The sequence below is a fragment of the Streptomyces sp. NPDC031365 genome (assembly GCF_055569765.1).
In genome coordinates this window covers 64399-83157 of sequence record NZ_JBVIIM010000010.1, presented here as the reverse complement: position 1 = coordinate 83157, position 18759 = coordinate 64399, and the positions used below count along the sequence as shown (strand labels likewise).

Below are 18759 nucleotides of genomic sequence, written 5' to 3'. Positions count from 1 at the left end.
GACTCACGTCCACTCGTCCGCCTTGACCTCCGTCTGCTTCAGTACGCGGTCGATCGCGTCCGGGGCCTGGTCCGGCGGGTACCCGTAGAGGCGGAGCAGGAGTTTCACCTTGCCCCGGATACGGTCGCGTGCCTGGCCCTTGACGCGCCAGTCGACGGTGACGTCCTTGCGGACGAGTTCGCACAGCTTGTGGGCGATCTCGGCGAGGACACCCTGGCCCAGCTCCAGGGCGGAGGGGTTGTCGGCGACGGCGTCGTAGAAGGCCAACTCGTCCTCCGTCAGCCCGAGTTCCTTGGCCCGGGAACGGTCGGCGGAGATCGTACGGGCCAGATCGACGAGCAGGTCCATGACCTCGGCGGAGGTGAGGAGACCGTTGTGGTAGCGGTTCATGACCTCCTGCATCTTCTCGGTGAAGGTCCGCTGGCGTACGACGTTGCCGGGGTGGGCGTCCCTGATCTCCTTCTTGATGGCGCGCCGCAGGGCCTCGATGGCGAGGTTGGGGTGTCGGCTGGCCCGCATCTGCTGGACGAAGTCCTCACCCAGGTGGGACAGGTCGGGCTTGGTGAGCCCGGCGGCGTCGTAGATGTCGACGACACCGTCGGCTGCGACGACCTCGGCGTTGAGCTGCCTGACGAGGCGGTTGACGTCGGCCTCGGTGGCGAGTCCGTCGACGCGGCGGTCGTCGACGGTGAGCTTCTGGCGGGACATGCGGACGGAGGAGTAGAACCGGATGTCGGGCAGGAGGTCCTGGACGTCCGGGTGGGTGGAGCAGAGGGAGAAGGACCGGGACAGTAGCTGTGCGTGGTGCATGAACAGTTGGTGCCGGGTGGGCTTGCCCGGCTCCAGGTCCGGTTCGGCTTCCTTGAGGAATTCGAGGACGTCGTAGAGGGCTTCCTTGTAGCCGTGGGCGTCCAGGGTCGCGCGCCAGGGGCAGGGGCGCAGTACCTCGCCGATCCGCTGGTGGGTGCGCCGTACGGCCGCGCACGCCTCTTCGACCGGGGCGCCGATGGTCCGGTTCTCCTGGTCGGGGGCGGAGTACTCGCGCAGGGCGTCGGTGAGTTCCTGGGCGACGCCGAGGAAGTCGACGACGAGACCCGAGGGCTTCTCACCCCAGGTGCGGTTGACGCGGGCGATGGCCTGCATGAGGGCCGCGCCGCGCATCCGGCGGTCCAGGTAGAGGGTGTGGAGGGGCGGAGCGTCGAAGCCGGTCAGCCAGAGGGACTGGACGATGACGAGTTCGAGTTCGTCGTTCTCCTCCTTGTCCACCACCCGCTTCTGGATGCGCTTGAGCTGGATGGGGGTTCGGACGTAGTCGGCGACGTCGTCGTCCTCGTGGCCGGGGTTACCGGTGAAGACGACGCGTACCTTGCCGGTGTCGTCCGGGTAGAGGCCGCTGGCCGGGTTTCGTTCGCCGGCCCACTCCGGGCGGCGGCGGGCGATGGCCTCGAAGAGGCGGGCGGCGATGGCGCGGGAGGAGCACACGATCATGCCCTTGCCGGGGCGGCCGGTGAGCTTGATCATCTCCTTGCGGCGGGTGTCCCAGTGATCGAGGATCGTCTTCGAAAGCTCCTCTATCCGCTCGGGGGCACCGATGAGGTCCTCGAAGGCGCCGAACCGGCGGCGGGCGCGTTTCTGCTCCGCCTCCGTCAGCCCCTCCACCAAGCCCTCCGCCTGGGCGTCGAGGTCGTCGAGGTCGACGTCGTCGGGAAGAGAACCCTTCAGCTTGACCTTGTGGAGGATCGCTTCGTAGTAGACAGGGACGGTGGCGCCGTCGTCCACGGCCTGGGTGAGGTCGTACGTGTGGATGGTCGGGCCGAAGACACGCTCGGTACTGCCGGTGGTGTTGTCGATGGGGGTGCCGGTGAAGGCGATGAAGGTGGCGTTGGGGAGGGCGTCGCGGAGATTGCGGGCGAAGCCGTCCTCGAAGTCGTAGTGACTGCGATGGGCCTCGTCGACGATGACGATGATGTCGCGGCGGGGCGAGATGACGGGGTGCCGGGCGCCGGCCTTCCGCTCGGCCGGGCTCACGCGGAACTTCTGGAGGGTGCTGAAGACGACACCGCCGCTGCTGGTGTCCCGGGTGAGGAGATCCTTGACCTCTTTGGCGTTGTGGGCCTTCTCGGGCTCGCCGCCGATGATCCGGTGCAGGCTGTGGCTCTTGGCAAAGGTGTCGAAGAGTTGGGTGTCGAGGTCGATGCGGTCGGTGAGGAGCAGGACCGTCGGGGTCGACAGCTTGGGAGTGCGGACCACTCTGCCGGTGTAGAACAGCATCTCCTCGCTCTTGCCGGCGCCCTGCGTGTGCCAGACGACACCCGCCCTGCCGTCCGTGGCGGAGGCCGACTCGGTGGCAGTCACGGCCTCGCGCACGGCGAAGTACTGGTGGGCCTTGGCGAGCTTGACGGTGTCGACGTCGGCGCCGGTGCCTCCGGCGGAGTAGGAGAGGTAGGAGCCGATCAGGTCGAGGAAGCGGTCGGGTTCGAGGGGGCCCTGGATCATGCGCTCGAGGGCGCGTCCGTCCTGCCACTCCTTCTTCCGGAGCAGGGTCCCGTCCTCGTCGGCGTGCCAGGGGGCCATGTGCTGCCAGGACGTGAAGGGGGTGCCGAGGCGGGCGGTTATGCCGTCGCTGGCCACGGCCAGGAGCAGCGTCCTGAAAATGCCGTCGTTGCGCAGCTCCCGCCGGTAGTTCTGGATCTGGTCGTAGGCCTTGCGGGAGTCGTCGGGGCCGCTGGCCTTCTTCAACTCGATAATGCCGAGGGGGAGTCCGTTGACGTACAGGACGATGTCGAAGACGAACTCCCGGCCGCGGGAGTTGCTGCGTACGCGGACCTGGGAGGCGGCGACGAGGTCGTTGCCGTGGGGGTTCGCGAAGTCGACGACGCGGACGGTCTCGTGCCGGTCGGTGTCGGTGAGCGGGTCCCGGTAGGAGACCTTCACCGCGTCCATGGTGAGGCGGCGGTAGAACAGCCAGTTCTGGCGGACGTCGGAGCCGGGGGACGGCTTCAGCAACTCGTCGATGGCGGCGGTGACCGCTGTTTCGGGCAGGTGGGGGTAGCGGGTGACGATGGCGGTGCGCAGGCGGGGGTAGAGGACCAGGTCGTCCCAGGACTTGCGGTGCCCGTGGGCGGGGCCGAGGTCCTTCCCGTCGACATGCAGCCATCCGAATTCCGCGAGCTGCTCCAGCGCGATGTGCTCCCAGTCCCTCTCGGAGAAGGTGAGCGCTTCGGTGTGGGAGGCGGCGGCTTCGGAGTCGGCGTGCGGCTGCTCGCCGGGGTCCACGCTCATACGGCGTCCTCCACGACTCGTTCGGCGTCCTTGATACGGAGCTTGCCGGTCACCAACTGGGGGAGGAGGGTGTCGCGGAGGTCGGTGAGGGCGCGGTTCTCTTCTGCGGTGTGCGTGATCTTGGCGTGTAGTGCGTCGAGAGTCGAGGTCAGATCCTTCCGGCCGTTTTCAGCAGGCAGCGAAATAGACCACGAAGGCATCTCTTTGAGTGGAATGCGGTCGACAGTGGCACCATGGACAGTGCGTCGCCTGATTTCTTCTTGAAATTCGCGGCTCAGGTAGGCGTGCAGCAGCAGCGTGCCGCTTACCGACGTGCTCCGCGGACGCAGAAGCCCCATGCGGCGACCGAGGCATGCCCGGACCCCGGCAGGCATAAGGGCGGCCTCTCCGAGCCGGGTCTCGTAGGAGAACAGCACATCGCCCTCCTGTGGCTGCACACGCTTCGTCCAGCGAGGGAAGTCTTCCTCAGAGAGATGTGCGGACTCTGCCAGCTCCAGCACACCTCCCTTCAAACTGCTGATGCTCAGGAACCACGGTCCGTGCGGCGTCTTTTGTGGTGTGGCGTGCGGGCCGTCGAAGACCGCGGCGATATCTCCGATGCGTGTCTGCGCTGTGGCGGGCGTGAGCGCGTAGCGAGCCTGGGCCAGGTCCATTGCGGTCTCGGCGATTCGCTCGTTGACGGCGATCTTGTCATCCAGCGCACCAAGCACCTCACTGATGGCTCGCTGAACATGTAGGGGATGACAAGGGATCGGCAGCTCAGCGAGGATTCCCAAATTAATATGCGGGACTCCGGTTGTGATAGCGCGCGCATGGATCAGTGAGATCATGTTTGGGTCTCGGAAGCAATAATAGATGTAGCGCGCGTCGGCCCGGCTGCGGTCGACTCGTAGCCTCATTTGGCTTTGTGAGATGATGTAGCGTTCGTACGGAATATTTGGCACGATGCCGACCTGTCCGAGAGTTCCTCGTTGGGTGAATACGACGTCACCCGGAAGAGCCTGGTTTCGCGCGAGATCCCTATCTGCTTTTTCCTCGGAGACGTAAACATAGTCCCGGTGTGAGAAGTATCCCGTACCGGACAGGTTCTGCCCTCGGATTACGGGAACGCCGAACTGTGTGTAGTCGGACTTCCCAAGGTTGGATCCGAAAGGACCTCCAACAAGCCCTTTGTGTGCAGAGAATTCCTTGAGTGGGCGCGATGGAATGTGCTGCATCAAATCCTCCCCAACTGCTCACGCACCGCAGCCTCCAGCCGTCCCGACTCCTCGAACAGCCCGAACAGCTCCTTGCTCAACCGGGCCACCCGTTCCTCCACCGGCTCCGCGTCCGGATCCTCCTCCGCTTCCGCGACCCCCACATACCGCCCCGGCGTCAACACGAACTCGTGCTCGCGCAGTTCCTCCAGCGGCACGCTCCGGCAGAACCCGGGAACGTCCTCGTACGCCCCGGCGTCCGAACCCTCCGCGCCCCGCCACGCCCTGAACGTCCCCGCGATCCGGGCCAGTTCCTCGTCCGTCAGCACCCGCTCCGTGCGTGAGGCCATCACGCCCATCTCACGGGCGTCGATGAACAGCACCTCGCCCTTCCGGCCCCGCACCCACTTCGAGTGCCGTCCCTTGCCCTCCCCGAGGAACCACAGGCACGCCGGGATCTGGGTCGACCGGAACAGCTGGCCCGGCAGCGCCACCATGCACGCCACCAGGTCGTCCTCGACCATCGCGCGCCGGATGTCGCCCTCGCCGCCCGACTTGCTGCTCATGGAACCGTTGGCGAGGACGATGCCCGCACGGCCGCCCGGCGCGAGGTGGCTGACCATGTGCTGGATCCACGCGAAGTTCGCGTTGCCGACCGGCGGGGTGCCGTACGTCCACCGGTCGTCCACGCCCAGCAGCTCCCCGCCCCAGTCGGAGATGTTGAACGGCGGGTTGGCCATGACCACGTCGGCCCGCAGCTCGCCGTGCTGGTCGTCGCGGAAGGAGTCGGCCGGGCCCTCGCCGAGGTCGGCCTCGATGCCGTGGATCGCGAGGTTCATGTGGGCCAGGCGCCAGGTCGTGAGGTTGCGTTCCTGGCCGTACACTCCGACGTTCATGCGGTCGCCGCCGTGCGTCTCCACGAACCGCTCCGCCTGCACGAACATGCCGCCGGAGCCGCACGCCGGGTCGAGAACCCGTTCGCCCTCCTCCGGTTCCAGCATCTCCACGAGGAGCTGCACCACACTCGGCGGGGTGAAGTACTCGCCGCCCTTGCGGCCCTCCTGGAGCGCGAACTGCTCCAGGAAGTACTCGTACACCTCACCCATGAGGTCCCGCGCACCGACCCGCTGCCCGTCCTCGCCCACTTGGGCCTGGAAGGTGAGCCGGTCGAGCAGCTTCACCAGGCCGGCGAGGGTCGTCTCGTCGACGCGGCCGCTGTTGTACTGCTGGGGCAGCGTGCCCTTCTTCAACGAGGTGTTGAACTTCTCGATCGTCTCCATGGCCGTGTCGATGACCTTGCCGAGGGTCGGATCGTCCAGGGTGCCCTTGGCCCGCTCCAGGACGGTTTCCCAACGGGCCGTCGGCGGGACGTAGAAGATGCCGGCGCCGGTGTAGAGCTCACGGTCCTCCAGGATCTGCGGGATCGCGGAGGCCGGAGGCTCCCCTTCGAAGCCGAGTTCCTCCAGCAGCCAGCCCCCGGGCCGCAGCCCCTCTTCCAGATGCGCCCGCTTCTCCTCCATGGCGGCCGACACGTACTTCAGGAACACCAGCCCCAGCACGAAGTGCTTGTACTCGGCGGCGTCCAGGCTTCCGCGCAGCTTGTCGGCGGACTTCCAGAGGATGGACTTCATGTCCTCCGGCTTGGCTTCCTTCTTCTTCCGTGGCGGCACGGAACCCTCACTTCTCTCGACTCACTGCGAAACACTCACTGCACAACGACGCTGCGCACCCGACACCGGCTCCGGCCGGGCCGGACGGACCCCCGCTCCCCTCACCGTCTCCGCAATGCCAGCACCCCGTCGGCGGCCCCCGCCGACACCCGCTCGGCGAGCCGGTCCAAGGCATCCAACTGCCTGCGCACGTCGGCCCGCAGCCGTTCCATCTCGGTCAGGATCGCCTCCAGCTCGGCGATCTCCTCCGGCGGCAGCTGCGGCAGATCCATGTCGCGCACGCTCACCCGTCGGACGAGCGACCCACTGCCGCGATGCTGGTTGCGTGGCGCCTGGAGGAGACGGGCCAGGGAGTGCGGACGCATCCACAGTTCGGCGGAATGCCCCGGCCCGCCCCGGGCGACCTCCCGTACATGCTCCCGGTAAGCAGTGATCCGCAACCCCTGCACGGGCGACAGCAGAACACATCCGCCGGCCGTGTCGACCTGGCAGCGCACCCCGTGCTCGGCGAGCAGCAGCACGTCACCCGGCTCGGTGACCTTGGCCGACGGGTACGCCGCGAGGTCCTCCAGGGCGACACACCGTGCCCCCATCGGCAGTTCGCCGAGCATCTCCTCACGCCCGACGACCGGCAGACCCGCCTCGCCGATGTCGTCCGCCTTCACGCGATGCCCTCCCAGCAGCCTCAACTGGCCCGCCCTCAGAAGGACATCGAGCTTCCGGTGCCGTATCGGCGTGTGCGGGTCCCGTCGGCCGACGTTCATGTCGCCCACCCAGGACCGCAGATGGGGAAGGGCGGCTGCGACGGCGCGGCGTGCGGTGAGCGTTTCCTCGAAGTGGTCGACGCGCGTCTCGGGCGCTGCGAGCCGGTGCGCGGGCAGGACCGAGCGGTTGTCCAGCAGTTGCTCGCGACCGGGGCCGGACGCCCGTACAGGGACGCGCTGCGCGTCCTGAGGATCGTAGGAGTCGTCGTCCTCGGGTCGATCCTCACCGGGCTCGGGAACCACGCCGGGGCGGGTCAGTCCCACCACCCGATCGATCCACGTCCCGGGCATCCCCCCCGCCCGCTGGGCGATCCGGTCGGCGTCGACGAGGAGGACCGAACGGGGTTCCGACGATGGCGGGCGCAGTACCAGCAGCGCGTACTCCGCTCCCGTGCGGAACGGGTGGATACGGCGCGGAAGCTGGACGATCGTCTCCACACACCCCTCTTCCAGCAGGGCCTCGCGCGTGCTGATCGTCGGCGTGCGCACGGACGCCGGGCCGGTGCCGGTGGTGCGGGCCAGTGTCCACGTGGGGACGACGACGTAGGCACGGCCCTCCGGCCGCAGCCGACGTACGGCTTCCCGCGCCCACCACAGCGGGCCCTCGGTGTCCCGCTCCCGCTCACCCGACACGTAGGGCGGATCGGCCAGCACCAGGTCGGCGGCCGAGAAATCCCACGGGTCGACTGGTGCCTGGTTCCAAGCGCGCGGGGTGTCGAGGTCCGAGGGGGAGGCACAGACGTCGACGGCTCCTGCCTCGTAGCTGAGGAGCCGGTAGAACAGCAGCTTGCGCAGCAGCGGATCGGGCTCCACGGCCACGAGTTCGCCGTGCCCCCGGAGACCCTCGTACGGCCCACCGCTCATTCCGAGCAGCAGCTCGCCCAGCCCCGCGCACAGACTGATCGTCGAGCGCTGGTCGGGGCCGCCCTCATTGGGGCCGATCAGCGCGGCGACCAGGGCGACGACCTCCCGTGGCGTGATGTCCATGACCAGGTCGGATTCGAGCCGTCCGGCGATGTCCAGACCCTCGTCGTCGAGGCCGAGCAGCGCGTCGGTGGCCCAGCCGGGCGCGCCGATCTCGTTTATGAGTTCATGAGCGGCGCGGACGACCTCGGGGTCGGCGGCCTCGTACTCCGCGAGGAGTTCCGCGGGTAGCGCGTCGGTGATCCAGCCCTGGCCCTCTGCGGACATCGCGATGACCGCGAGCGCCTGCGAGATCAGCGTCTCCGCCGAGCCCAGCCGGTGCTTGAGCGCGACCAGACCACGCAGCCGTAGGGCACGGCGGAAGCGGTCGCCGTACGTTTCGAGGCGGCCGTCGGCCTCGGGCTCGGCGTCAGGGATGGGGCGCAGGTCGAGCCAGTCCGCGATCTCGGACGCGTCGAAGAGAGGCTTGCTCTCGCTGCCCACCCCGGCGAGGGGCTCGGGGAACGGGTGGCGGTTGCCGCCCACGACCTCGCGGGCGAACCGCCGCCGCCAGTTGCTGACGGTGGGGCGGCCCACCCTGGCAAGTTCTTTGATCTCACCGAGCGAGACGGGGGCGTGGGACGGGGGCGGCGCGGACTCGGGCTCGGGGGCGGTGGAGGGTTCCCAGGACATGAACGTGGGCTTCGGCCGGGACACGACGACCTCACAACCTGATCGGCTCGGTGCCGGCCAGCACGAGCGGCTTGCGGGCGAGCACGTCGGGAATCTGGCTGAACTGCCGGTGCAGCGACGCCTTCTCGGGTGACACGTGATCGAGGAGCCGGAGCAGTGTCTCGTAGTCCTTCTCCAGGTGGCGGTGGCAGATGCGTTCGTGGTGGCCGATGCGGTTGCGGAACCGGCGCACGTGGTCCAGTTGCTGCTGGAGCGCGCCCCGCCTGCCCCGGTAGCCGTGGAAGGCGTGACGGAGGGCGGGGTTCCAGAACTGCATCTCGTAGTTCTGGCCACGACCGGTCAGGCCGACCCAGAAACCGAGCGTGAGCTTGGCGACCATGTCGTCGGCGGTGACGTTGGCCGCTCCCAGTTCCTGTTCGAGGGTCAGCCGGGCACTGCGGACCTGCTGGAATCCCTTGGTCGTCAACCTGACGCGCGGAGAGTCCCACCAGTCGGACCGGCCGTAGCGCCCAGCCAGCCTGGAGTGGAAGGCATTGCGCATCGAGACCTCGAAATCACGCAGCGCGCTCAGGAACGCACGCGACGCCTCGCCGTCCCAGCAGTAGAGCCGCAAGGCGACGAGAGGGTCCCCACCGCACTCGTCGAGATACGGCTGGAACCTTTCCGCCGAGATCGCGTCCGCGATCCGCTTGACCTCTTCCTCCGTCACCACTGCGCCCCCTGAACGGTTTCGTGTTACCTTCGGAAGCGTGAGCCCCGGAGTCCTGTCACTGCTTTGCACACAGCCCGGGGCACAGCTATGTCCGGACCTGTGAAGGCGCCCGGGAGAACGGGAGTACCGCCGCCGTCCGGGGTGACCTTCTACCTCTCGGCAGACGCAACCCTACGACGATGGATAGTAGATGTCTAGCGGTTGCTGAGAAGGGGGGTTCTCAGGGGTGTCTAAGTTCTTAGCGTCCTGACCAATTCTCAGTCCAGTAACACTCGGATCAGCTCACCTTGGTTAGCGCTTCTGGATAAGGGCCTCAATTACGCAGGGTGAGGCCCCTATTGAGAAGTTGTCCTGCGCAGTGCGGTGCTCCGGCCCGGGAAGCGGCTCTCAGTGGTGGAACCCGGTGGCCGCGTTCCTGTCCCCGCTGAGGGGGCGCTGCTGCCGGCGCAGGTCCGGCAGCAGCCGGGCCAGGTCCTCGGCGAACAGGTCCGCGAGGTCCTCGGAGAAACCGTTGCGGCACACCACGCGGAGCACGGAGAGATCCTGGCGGTTCGCCGGGAAGGTGTACGCGGGCACCAGCCAGCCGCTCTCGCGCATGCGCCGTGACACGTCGAAGACGTCGTACGCCGCCACCCCGGGCGCGGTCGTGAACGCGAACACCGGGAGCTGGTCGCCCCGGGTGAGCAGCCGGAAGTCGCCGAGGGCCTCGATGCGCTCCGCGAGCCGTCCCGCGACATCGCGCGCGGCCTGCTGCACCGCGCGGTAGCCCTCCCGGCCCAGCCGCAGGAACGTGTAGTACTGCGCCACGACCTGCGCGCCCGGCCGGGAGAAGTTCAGCGCGAAGGTCGGCATGTCGCCGCCCAGGTAGTTCACCCGGAAGACCAGCTCCTCCGGCAGCGCGTCCGTGTCCCGCCACAGCGCCCAGCCGACGCCCGGGTACACCAGCCCGTACTTGTGCCCCGAGGTGTTGATCGACGCCACGCGCGGGAGACGGAAGTCCCACACAAGGTCCTCGTCGAGGAAGGGCGCGATCATCGCGCCGGACGCCCCGTCGACGTGCACCGGGATGTCGAGGCCGGTGCGCTCCTGGAGCTCGTCCAGCGCCGCGCACAGGTCCGCGATCGGCTCGTAGGAACCGTCGAAGGTGGAGCCCAGGACGCCGACGACCCCGATGGTGTTCTCGTCGCACAGCTCGGCAGCGGCCCGCGGGTCGAGGTGGAACCGCTCGCCCTCCATGGGCACCTGACGGGGCTCCACCTCCCAGAAGGTGCAGAACTTGTCCCAGCAGACCTGGACGTTGACGCCCATGACGAGGTTCGGCCGGGTGTCCCGCGACGGATGGCGGTCGGCGTTGCGGTGCATCCAGCGCCGCTTCATCGCCATCCCGGCGAGCATGCACGCCTCGCTCGAACCGGTCGTCGAACAGCCCACGGCCGCCACCGGATCGGGCGCGTTCCACAGGTCGGCGAGCATGGCCACACAGCGCCGCTCCAGCTCGGCCGTGCGCGGGTACTCGTCCTTGTCGATCATGTTCTTGTCCCGGCACTCCGCCATCAGGATCCCGGCCTGGGGCTCCATCCAGGTGGTGACGAAGGTGGCCAGGTTCAGCCGCGCGTTGCCGTCCAGCATCAGCTCGTCGTGCACGAGCTGATACGCCGTGGAGGGCGCCATGGGCGCGGTGGGCATCCGGTGCTTGGGCGGCGCCTCGGTCATGTCACCGACCGGATTGGCCGGCCCCAGAAAGGGGTTGACGGACAGGGGGCGTTCGTCGTGCCGGTGGCCGTTGTGGAGCGGCATGGGTGACTCCTGATCCGGTCGGGTGCGGTGGGTGGGGAGGAGGGAGGAGTGGCGGTCGTCGCGGTGCCGTCCGGTCCGGGGCGGTGGAGGATGCCTCCGCCCCGACCGGACTGTCCGGAGCCACGCGCACACGATAAGGGGACAAAGAGAGCAAATCGGGAAGCTGCTTGCACCTCACGTGGCGTGAGGACCCAGGCTGGAGCGCGGAACCGGAAGGGAGCGGAAGTGAGCTACTCCGTGGGACAGGTGGCCGGCTTCGCCGGCGTCACGGTGCGCACCCTGCACCACTACGACGGCATCGGCCTGCTCGCGCCCGGCGAGCGCAGCCACGCGGGACACCGGCGCTACAGCGACGCCGACCTCGACCGGCTGCAGCAGATCCTGTTCTACCGCGAGCTCGGTTTCCCGCTCGAGGAGGTCGCCGTGCTGCTCGACGACCCGGACGCGGACCCGCGCGCGCATCTGCGCCGGCAGCACGAACTGCTGACCGCCCGGATCGAGAAGCTGCGGAAGATGGCGACGGCCGTGGAACACGCGATGGAGGCACGCAGGATGGGAATCGATCTGACGCCCGAGGAGAAGTTCGAGGTGTTCGGGGACCACGACCCGGACCAGTACGAGGACGAGGTGCGCGAGCGCTGGGGCGACACCGACGCCTACCGGCAGTCGAAGGAGCGGACCGCTTCGTACACCAAGGAGGACTGGAAACGCGTCACCCGGGAACTCGACGCCATCCACCGGCGCATGGCCGACCTGATGGACGCCGGGCACCCGGCCGACTCGGTGGAGGCCATGGACATCGCGGAGGATCACCGGCGGTTCATCACCGGCGCGTACTACGACTGCGGGCACGAGATGCACACCTGCCTGGGCGAGATGTACGTCGCCGACCCGCGCTTCACCGCGATGTACGAGAACATCCGCACGGGCCTGGCCGTCTACCTGCGCGACGCGATCGTCGCCAACGCGGCACGGCACACCGCCTGAGCGCGTCGTGGCCCGGGCCCGTTCCCGGGCCACGACCAGCGGTGATCGCGTACGACCGCCGCTCGCGGCTTTCTCCGGGGCGCAGGACGGTGCATGCTGGAGTACCCCGCGGAACCTGGGCCTCAACGGCTGCGTTCATAATTTGGGCAGCCAGCCCAGCCCGTAACCCCCAGCTGCAGGAGCCACATCCCCGTGACCACCCTTGCGCTCGGCCCTGAGTGGCTGAGCCCGGACTACCTGATCGAGACCTTCAGCCTTCCCGGCATCCTGCTGATCGTCTTCGCCGAGTCCGGACTCTTCGCGTTCCTGCCCGGTGACTCCCTGCTGTTCACGGCGGGCCTCTTCGTGGCCGAGGGCACTTACATCAGCCAGCCGCTGTGGCTGGTGTGCACGCTGATCGTGCTGGCCGCCGTCATCGGCGACCAGGTCGGTTACATGATCGGCAAGTTCTTCGGACCCAAGCTGTTCAGCCGGCCGAACTCCAAGCTCTTCAAGCAGGAGAACCTGGAGAAGGCCCACGACTTCATGGAGAAGTACGGCCCCAAGGCGATCGTCCTGGCCCGCTTCGTGCCGATCGTGCGCACCTTCGCCCCCATCGTGGCCGGCGCCGGCCGCATGAAGTACCGCACCTTCCTCACGTACAACGTCATCGGCGGTGTCGCCTGGGGCAGCGGTGTCACCCTCGCGGGCTACTGGCTCGGACAGATCGCGTTCATTGCGGCCAACGTCGAGGCGATCCTCGTCCTGATCGTCCTCCTCTCCGTGGTGCCGATCATCATCGAGTACCTGCGCGAGCGCGGGAAGAAGAAGCGGGCCGCCGCCGAGCCCCCGGCCGCCGCCCCCGAGTACCGGCAGATCCCCGTCATGGACGACGCCACGACCCAGCTGCGCCGCATCCCCCCGGCCGCCCCGCAGCGGCAGGCTCCCCAGCAGTACGGCGACCAGGGCTACCCCCAGCAGCAGCCCCAGGCGCCCCAGCAGCCGTACGGCAACGACCAGTACTACGGCCAGAACGAGCAGCAGCCCTACAACCGCGGTTACTGAGACACCCTGAGGGGCCGACGGACGGCGCCCGGCGGTCAGAAGCCTCGCGTCCGTTTCGCCGCCCGGCGCTTCTCCGCGGAGCCGATCCGCAGGAACAGCCGGGAGATCTCCGACCCGAAGTTCACTCCGATCGCGATGGCCATGGCCAGGGCCACGGCCTTCGTGAGGGACGCCAGCCCGTCCGTGACCTCGTTCTGTGCGATGCCCAGCAGACCGAAGTACGTGGCGGAACCCGGCAGCAGCGGACCGATCGCCGCCGTGGTGTACGGCAGCGCGGACGCGAAGCGGTAGCGGGCCAGCAACTGCCCGAACAGGCCCACCACACCGGCCGCCACCGCCGTGGACGCCACGGGCGAAATGTCACCCGTGACGTGCATCGCCCCGTACACCACCCAGGCGATCCCGCCGTTCAGGGTCGCCATCAGCACGGTCGACCGTTCCTGCTGGAGCAGCACCGCGAAGGCCAGGGACAGTGCCATCGACGCGGCCATCTGCAGCAGCGGCCGCGGCTCACCGCCGAGCGCGGCGTCCGGGTTCAGCGCCGCCCCCAGCTGCACGCCGAAGTACAGCACCGTCAGCACCCCTGCCACGATGCCGACGAAGAAGTACAGGACCTCCAGCAGACGCGCGGACGCCGTGATGTAGAAGCCGGTCAGGCCGTCCTGCACGCCTGCCACCAGCGCCCGCCCGGGCAGCAGCGCGAACAGCCCACCGGTGATCACCGCGGACGCCTTCACGTCCACGTGCGCCACGGTGAGCGCCACCCCGATCGCGGCCGGAGGCGTGGCGGCCACCGTGAACTGGTAGAACTCCGGCAGCCCGCGCCCCGCGCACAGCCAGGCGAGCCGGTCGCCGAGCATCGCACCGAGCGCGGCGGCCACGAAGACCAGGAAACCACCGCCGACCAGCACCGACGCCGAACCCGCGAGCAGTCCGCTCGCCACGGTCAGCGCCCAGCCGGAGTACGGATGCCGATTGCGCCGGATGTCCGCCAGCCGCCGGTAGGCCTCCTCCAGGGAGACCTGCGTCTCGTCGTCACTGAGGTCGTCCACCAGCTGGTACACCGCGGCCAGCCGGGTGTAGTCGGGGCTGCGGCGGCGCACCGTACGGGACGCGGTCACGGGGTCGTCGACCAGGGACGGCTGGTACGAGATCGACAGCAGGGTGAAGGTGACGTTGGGCTCGCAGCGGTCCAGGCCATAGGAGCGGCACACGGCGAACATCGCCGCCTCCACGTCCTCGGCGCCCTCACCGCCCGCCAGCAGCAGCTCCCCGATACGCAGGGTCAGGTCGAGCACGCGCGGCACGGCGGGCCCCGCCTCGTCGTGCCGCTGCACGGCCTCCGGGGCCGGCCGCTCCGTCACCGGCATCCGCAGCATCGTGCGCATCCGGTCCTGCCACGGCACGTCCCGGGTGAGGCTGACGACCGGTACCCCGTTCGGCGGGGTGAAGGCCGGCAGCTGCTTCGAGCCGTAGGTGCTGGGCCGGTTGAACGCCGACCCCTCGGACTCGGCCGGCTGCGGCGGCGACACGTCCAGGCCGTCCGGCACCGAGAACTCGGAGGTCGTCTCCGACTCCGTACCCGTCCTCGAGACGGCCAGCCCGTCGGGAACGGCGAACTCGGACGTCGTCGACGAGTCGGCCTCGGCTGTCGTCGCGAGAGGGACCGGAGGCACAAACGCGCTCCTGGCCTCGTCCGACTGCGGCTTGCGGTCCTCCGCCTCCGTCACGCCCTTCGCTCCCTGTACGACACCGTCCGAAAGATCGTTTCTAAGCCTGCCCCGTAAAGCCCCAGTATGCGCAGGCACAGCAGAACGGGCCGCACGCGCGCGTGCGGCCCGTTCTGCGTCTCGCAGCGGGGAACTCAGTGGCCGCCCGTCTCCTTGAAACGCTTGTAGGACCGCTCGATCTCGATCTCGGCGTCCACCCGGCCCACCCAGTTGGCGCCCTCGACCGACTTGCCCGGCTCCAGGTCCTTGTAGACCTCGAAGAAGTGCTGGATCTCCAGGCGGTCGAACTCCGACACGTGGTGGATGTCGCGCAGGTGCTCCACGCGCGGGTCCGTCGACGGGACGCACAGCAGCTTGTCGTCGCCACCCGCCTCGTCCGTCATACGGAACATGCCGATCGCGCGGCAGCGGATCAGACAGCCCGGGAACGTCGGCTCGTCCAGGATGACCAGCGCGTCCAGCGGGTCGCCGTCCTCGCCGAGGGTGTTCTCGACGAAGCCGTAGTCGGTCGGGTAGGCGGTCGAGGTGAAGAGCCGACGGTCCAGGCGGATCCGACCCGTCTCGTGGTCCACCTCGTACTTGTTCCGCGAACCCTTCGGGATCTCGATCGTGACGTCGAACTCCACCGGACGCTCCTCCATGATCAGCACATAGTTCTGGTGGTTAAGTGTCCCTCACGCACGTGTGTGATCGCGAAAGGGGCTGGTGGTCGTGCCAGAGCTGAGGCCTTGGCGGGCCGCGAGACCGCATGTCGTGCGGTTCGCGGGCACCGTACGGCCGCGTCTCGCCCGGGCCGCGGTGACCGTACGGTCATGGCCGGCGCGCGTCGCCGCGGCCGCCGGGCCACGGCCCGCGCGGCCGGACCGGCCGGGATCACCGCAGGTCCCGCGGGTCGCGCGGCCGAAGACCTGGCAGTTCACCGCTACCGCCGCCACCGCCGGTCTGGCGCTGGCCGCAGGTGTGGTGACCGCCGCCGGTCCCTGGGACTCCTCGGGTCAGCGTACGGCCGAGCGGGACCGGGCCGTGGCCCTGGAAGCATCGCGTGGCACAGATCACGGTGGCGGCCGCGCCCGCGCCGGTACGCCACCCCGTGGACCGGAGGCCGCCCCACCGGCCGCCTCCGTGCTCACCGGCATCGGCGGTACCGCCACCGCCGCGCGGTCGGCGCCCGCCGCCAAGAGCCTCGCCGGCGTCCTCGACCCGCTGCTGAAGCTCCCGGCGCTCGGCCGACGCTCCGCCGCCGTCGTCGACGTGACCACCGGCGAACGGCTGTACGGCACCGGCTCGGCGGACGCGCTGACCCCCGCCTCGACCACGAAGATCGCCACCGCCGTCGCCGCGCTCTCCGCGATGGGTGCCGACCACCGCCTCACCACCCGCGCGGTGTACGAACCCGATACGAAGGAGGTCGTCCTGGTCGGTGGCGGGGACCCCACGCTCACCGCCCGCAAGGACGCCCGCGGATTCGCAAGTCTGCGGGAGCTCGCCGAGCGGTCCGCCGCGGCCCTGGCCAAACGCGGTGTGCGCGAGGTGACGTTGTCGTACGACACGACCCTCTACAAGGGCGCCACGACGCACCCGATCGGGGTCAACTCCAATCTCGCCGCCGTCACCCCGCTGATGGTCGACGAGGCCCGCACCGACGACTCCACCAGCGGCCCCGCCCCGCGTGTCGCGGACCCGGCGGCCGACGCCGCGCGGAAGTTCGGCGACCTGCTGAAGGAACACGGCATCAAGGCCACGCCGCCCGGCCCGTCGAAGTCCACCACCCGCGCCACCACCCTCGCCACGGTCTCCTCGCCCCCGCTCGCCGCCCTCGTCGAACGGATGCTGACCAACAGCGACAACGACGTCGCCGAGGCCCTCGCCCGGCACACCGCCCTCGCCACCGGCAAGACCCCCGACTTCGCCGGCGGCGGCGCGGCGATCACCGCCCGCCTGAAGGACCTCGGCCTCCCCCTGAAGGGCGCCGACGTCAGGGACGGCAGCGGCCTCGATCGGCGTGACAGACTCACCGCCGATCTGCTCACCGCTCTGCTCGTCGAGGCCGGCGACCCGGCCCGTCCCGAGCTGCGCCCCGCCCTCACCGGCCTGCCCGTCGCCGGCTTCACCGGCACCCTCGCCGGCCGCTACACCGACGGTGCGGCCGGTGTCGTACGGGCCAAGACCGGAACGCTCACCGGCGTGAACACGCTGGCGGGCACCGTCGTCGACAAGGACGGCCGACTGCTGGCCTTCGCCTTCCTGGCGAACGGCACCACGGGCCCGACGGCGGCCCAGTCCGCCCTCGACGGGGCGGCCACAGCACTGGCGGCGTGCGGCTGCCGCTGACCGCCGAAGAGGGCGCGGGGCGCGGGGCTGTGCCGATGTGCGGCTCCGCTGCGTGGGCGCGCTCCGGGTCCCCCGAGCCGAAAGGGGCGCGGGGAACTGCGCGAAGGGGGTCTGGGGCACAGCCCCAGGGACGGGACGGGAAAGGGCGGCGGGGGCGAGGAACCAAAGCCACGACGAACCGCCCCGCCCCGACCGCGGGCTCACCGTGTCGGTGGCGCCGGCGAGCACGGGTTCGACCCCCGGCGGCCGAGCGTCCCCCCAGGGCACCCCGCGCCGAGCCGGCCCCCCGCCGGCCCCAGCCCTCCCGTCACCCCCCGTCACCCCCGTCACCTCGCCGCCCTGCCCCAAGCCGGGGCACTCACGTACCGTTGACGCATGACGAGCATCGGTGGCGCTGCCTCTTCCGGGATGGTCGACTGGAATCTCGCGGTCGCGACCGCGACCCGGCTCATGCGGCCGGGCCCCGACGTGAGCCGTGACGAGGCCCGGGCGGTCGTCGCGGAACTGCGCCGGCACGCGAAGGCCTCGGAGGAACATGTCCGGGGCTTCACTCGTCTGGGCACCGAGGAGACCCACGACACCCCCCTTCTCGTCGTCGACCGTCCCGGCTGGGTCCGGGCCAACGTCGCCGGCTTCCGTGAACTGCTCAAGCCGCTCCTCGACAAGATGCAGGAACGCCGCGGCACCGGCCCCGGCAACGCGGTCCTCGGCGCCGTCGGGGGCAAGGTCACCGGCGTGGAACTGGGCATGCTGCTGTCCTTCCTCGCGTCCCGCGTCCTCGGCCAGTACGAGACCTTCGCGCCCGCCACCCGCGACCTCCCGGCCGGAGCGAACGGCGGCGGGCGGCTGCTGCTCGTCGCCCCCAACATCGTCCATGTCGAACGCGAACTCGACGTCGAACCGCACGACTTCCGCCTCTGGGTGACCCTCCACGAGGAGACCCACCGCACCCAGTTCACCGCCGTGCCCTGGCTGCGGGACCACCTGGAGGGCGAAATCCAGTCGTTCCTGGGGGAGACCGACGTCGACCCCATGACCGTCCTGGAGCGTGTCCGCGAGGCCGCGCAGTCGCTCGCCGGCGGCCGTCCCGAAGGTGAGGAGGGGGACGAGGGGCGCTCCTTCGTCGAGGTCGTGCAGACGCCCGCGCAGCGCGAGATCCTCGGCCGGCTCACCGCCGTGATGTCGCTGCTGGAGGGCCACGCCGACTTCGTGATGGACGGTGTCGGCCCCCAGGTCGTACCGAGCGTCGCCGAGATCCGCGAGAAGTTCCAGCAGCGCCGCGCCAAGGGCGCCTCCCGCCTGGACATGGCCCTGCGCAAGCTGCTCGGCCTGGACGCCAAGCTCCGGCAGTACCGCGACGGCGAACGCTTCGTGCGCGCCGTCGTCGAGGAGGTCGGCATGGACGGCTTCAACCGGGTGTGGACGTCGCCCAACACGCTCCCCACCAAGGCGGAAATCGCCAAACCGGCGGACTGGATCACTCGGGTGCACCGCAAACCGGAGGCGTAAGCCCCGCGTCTCCGCCATGCGACGTATCAGGCCGCTGGCAGACGGACGCCCCTCCAATCACCCGTCCGAGGGACCGTGGGCTCTGGGTAGGCGTGCAATGCTCGGGGAACGGCCCGGTTCTGTCACCATCTACACACTCTG

12 protein-coding genes are annotated in these 18759 nt (G+C 69.4%); 4 read left to right on the top strand and 8 right to left on the bottom strand.

Annotation, left to right across the window (positions count from 1 at the left end; all coding sequences use genetic code 11):
• Positions 1-3 precede the first annotated feature (3 nt).
• The 6 genes from ACZ5C2_RS17120 to ACZ5C2_RS17095 form a co-directional block, all read right to left on the bottom strand.
• Positions 4-3282, bottom strand: a complete 3279-nt coding sequence (locus tag ACZ5C2_RS17120; RefSeq protein WP_468791173.1) for a type I restriction endonuclease subunit R — start codon at positions 3280-3282, stop codon at positions 4-6.
• Positions 3279-4499, bottom strand: a complete 1221-nt coding sequence (locus ACZ5C2_RS17115; protein WP_468791171.1) for a restriction endonuclease subunit S — start codon at positions 4497-4499, stop codon at positions 3279-3281. Before ACZ5C2_RS17115 ends, ACZ5C2_RS17120 begins: the two co-directional genes overlap by 4 nt.
• The gene (locus ACZ5C2_RS17110) at positions 4499-6148 is read right to left on the bottom strand and encodes a class I SAM-dependent DNA methyltransferase (protein WP_468791169.1); all 1650 of its coding nucleotides are present in this window, start codon (positions 6146-6148) and stop codon (positions 4499-4501) included. The genes ACZ5C2_RS17115 and ACZ5C2_RS17110 overlap by 1 nt, the downstream gene beginning before the upstream one ends.
• 101 nt (positions 6149-6249) lie before the next feature.
• The gene (locus ACZ5C2_RS17105) at positions 6250-8508 is read right to left on the bottom strand and encodes a DNA methyltransferase family protein (protein ID WP_468791167.1); all 2259 of its coding nucleotides are present in this window, start codon (positions 8506-8508) and stop codon (positions 6250-6252) included.
• A 31-nt stretch (positions 8509-8539) separates the two neighbouring features.
• Positions 8540-9217, bottom strand: a complete 678-nt coding sequence (locus ACZ5C2_RS17100; RefSeq protein WP_468791165.1) for a hypothetical protein — start codon at positions 9215-9217, stop codon at positions 8540-8542.
• Between the two features lie 390 nt (positions 9218-9607).
• On the bottom strand, positions 9608-11017 hold the full coding sequence (locus ACZ5C2_RS17095) for a glutamate decarboxylase (protein WP_468791163.1): 1410 nt from the start codon (positions 11015-11017) through the stop codon (positions 9608-9610).
• Positions 11018-11242: 225 nt separating this feature from the next.
• Here ACZ5C2_RS17095 and ACZ5C2_RS17090 point away from each other — a divergent pair, with 225 nt between their 5' ends.
• Both ACZ5C2_RS17090 and ACZ5C2_RS17085 read left to right on the top strand, forming a co-directional pair.
• A complete protein-coding gene (locus tag ACZ5C2_RS17090) occupies positions 11243-12004 on the top strand; it encodes a MerR family transcriptional regulator (protein ID WP_468791161.1) in 762 nt (253 codons plus the stop codon).
• 192 nt (positions 12005-12196) lie between these two features.
• Entirely contained in the window at positions 12197-13048 is an 852-nt protein-coding gene (locus ACZ5C2_RS17085) for a DedA family protein (RefSeq protein ID WP_468791159.1), read from the top strand.
• A 35-nt stretch (positions 13049-13083) separates the two neighbouring features.
• On the opposite strand, the gene ACZ5C2_RS17080 is transcribed toward ACZ5C2_RS17085, so the two are convergent.
• Together ACZ5C2_RS17080 and ACZ5C2_RS17075 are read right to left on the bottom strand one after the other, a co-directional pair.
• Positions 13084-14778, bottom strand: a complete 1695-nt coding sequence (locus tag ACZ5C2_RS17080; RefSeq protein WP_468791157.1) for a threonine/serine exporter family protein — start codon at positions 14776-14778, stop codon at positions 13084-13086.
• Between the two features lie 134 nt (positions 14779-14912).
• Positions 14913-15404 carry an inorganic diphosphatase gene (locus ACZ5C2_RS17075; protein WP_468791525.1) on the bottom strand — a complete coding sequence of 164 codons (492 nt, stop codon included), beginning with the start codon at positions 15402-15404 and terminating at the stop codon, positions 14913-14915.
• A gap of 79 nt (positions 15405-15483) precedes the next feature.
• Here ACZ5C2_RS17075 and dacB point away from each other — a divergent pair, with 79 nt between their 5' ends.
• Together dacB and ACZ5C2_RS17065 are read left to right on the top strand one after the other, a co-directional pair.
• Entirely contained in the window at positions 15484-17109 is a 1626-nt protein-coding gene (dacB, locus tag ACZ5C2_RS17070; protein ID WP_468791155.1) for a D-alanyl-D-alanine carboxypeptidase/D-alanyl-D-alanine endopeptidase, read from the top strand.
• A gap of 375 nt (positions 17110-17484) precedes the next feature.
• A complete protein-coding gene (locus ACZ5C2_RS17065; protein ID WP_468791153.1) occupies positions 17485-18618 on the top strand; it encodes a zinc-dependent metalloprotease in 1134 nt (377 codons plus the stop codon).
• Positions 18619-18759: the final 141 nt, after the last annotated feature.

What these genes read in the sequence shown, in the direction of transcription:
- ACZ5C2_RS17120 (WP_468791173.1), bottom strand. Translation starts at nt 3,282, where the DNA reads ATGAGCGTGGACCCCGGCGAGCAGCCGCACGCCGACTCCGAAGCCGCC.
- ACZ5C2_RS17065 (WP_468791153.1), top strand. Translation starts at nt 17,485, where the DNA reads ATGACGAGCATCGGTGGCGCTGCCTCTTCCGGGATGGTCGACTGGAAT.
- ACZ5C2_RS17115 (WP_468791171.1), bottom strand. Translation starts at nt 4,499, where the DNA reads ATGCAGCACATTCCATCGCGCCCACTCAAGGAATTCTCTGCACACAAA.
- ACZ5C2_RS17095 (WP_468791163.1), bottom strand. Translation starts at nt 11,017, where the DNA reads ATGCCGCTCCACAACGGCCACCGGCACGACGAACGCCCCCTGTCCGTC.
- ACZ5C2_RS17105 (WP_468791167.1), bottom strand. Translation starts at nt 8,508, where the DNA reads ATGTCCTGGGAACCCTCCACCGCCCCCGAGCCCGAGTCCGCGCCGCCC.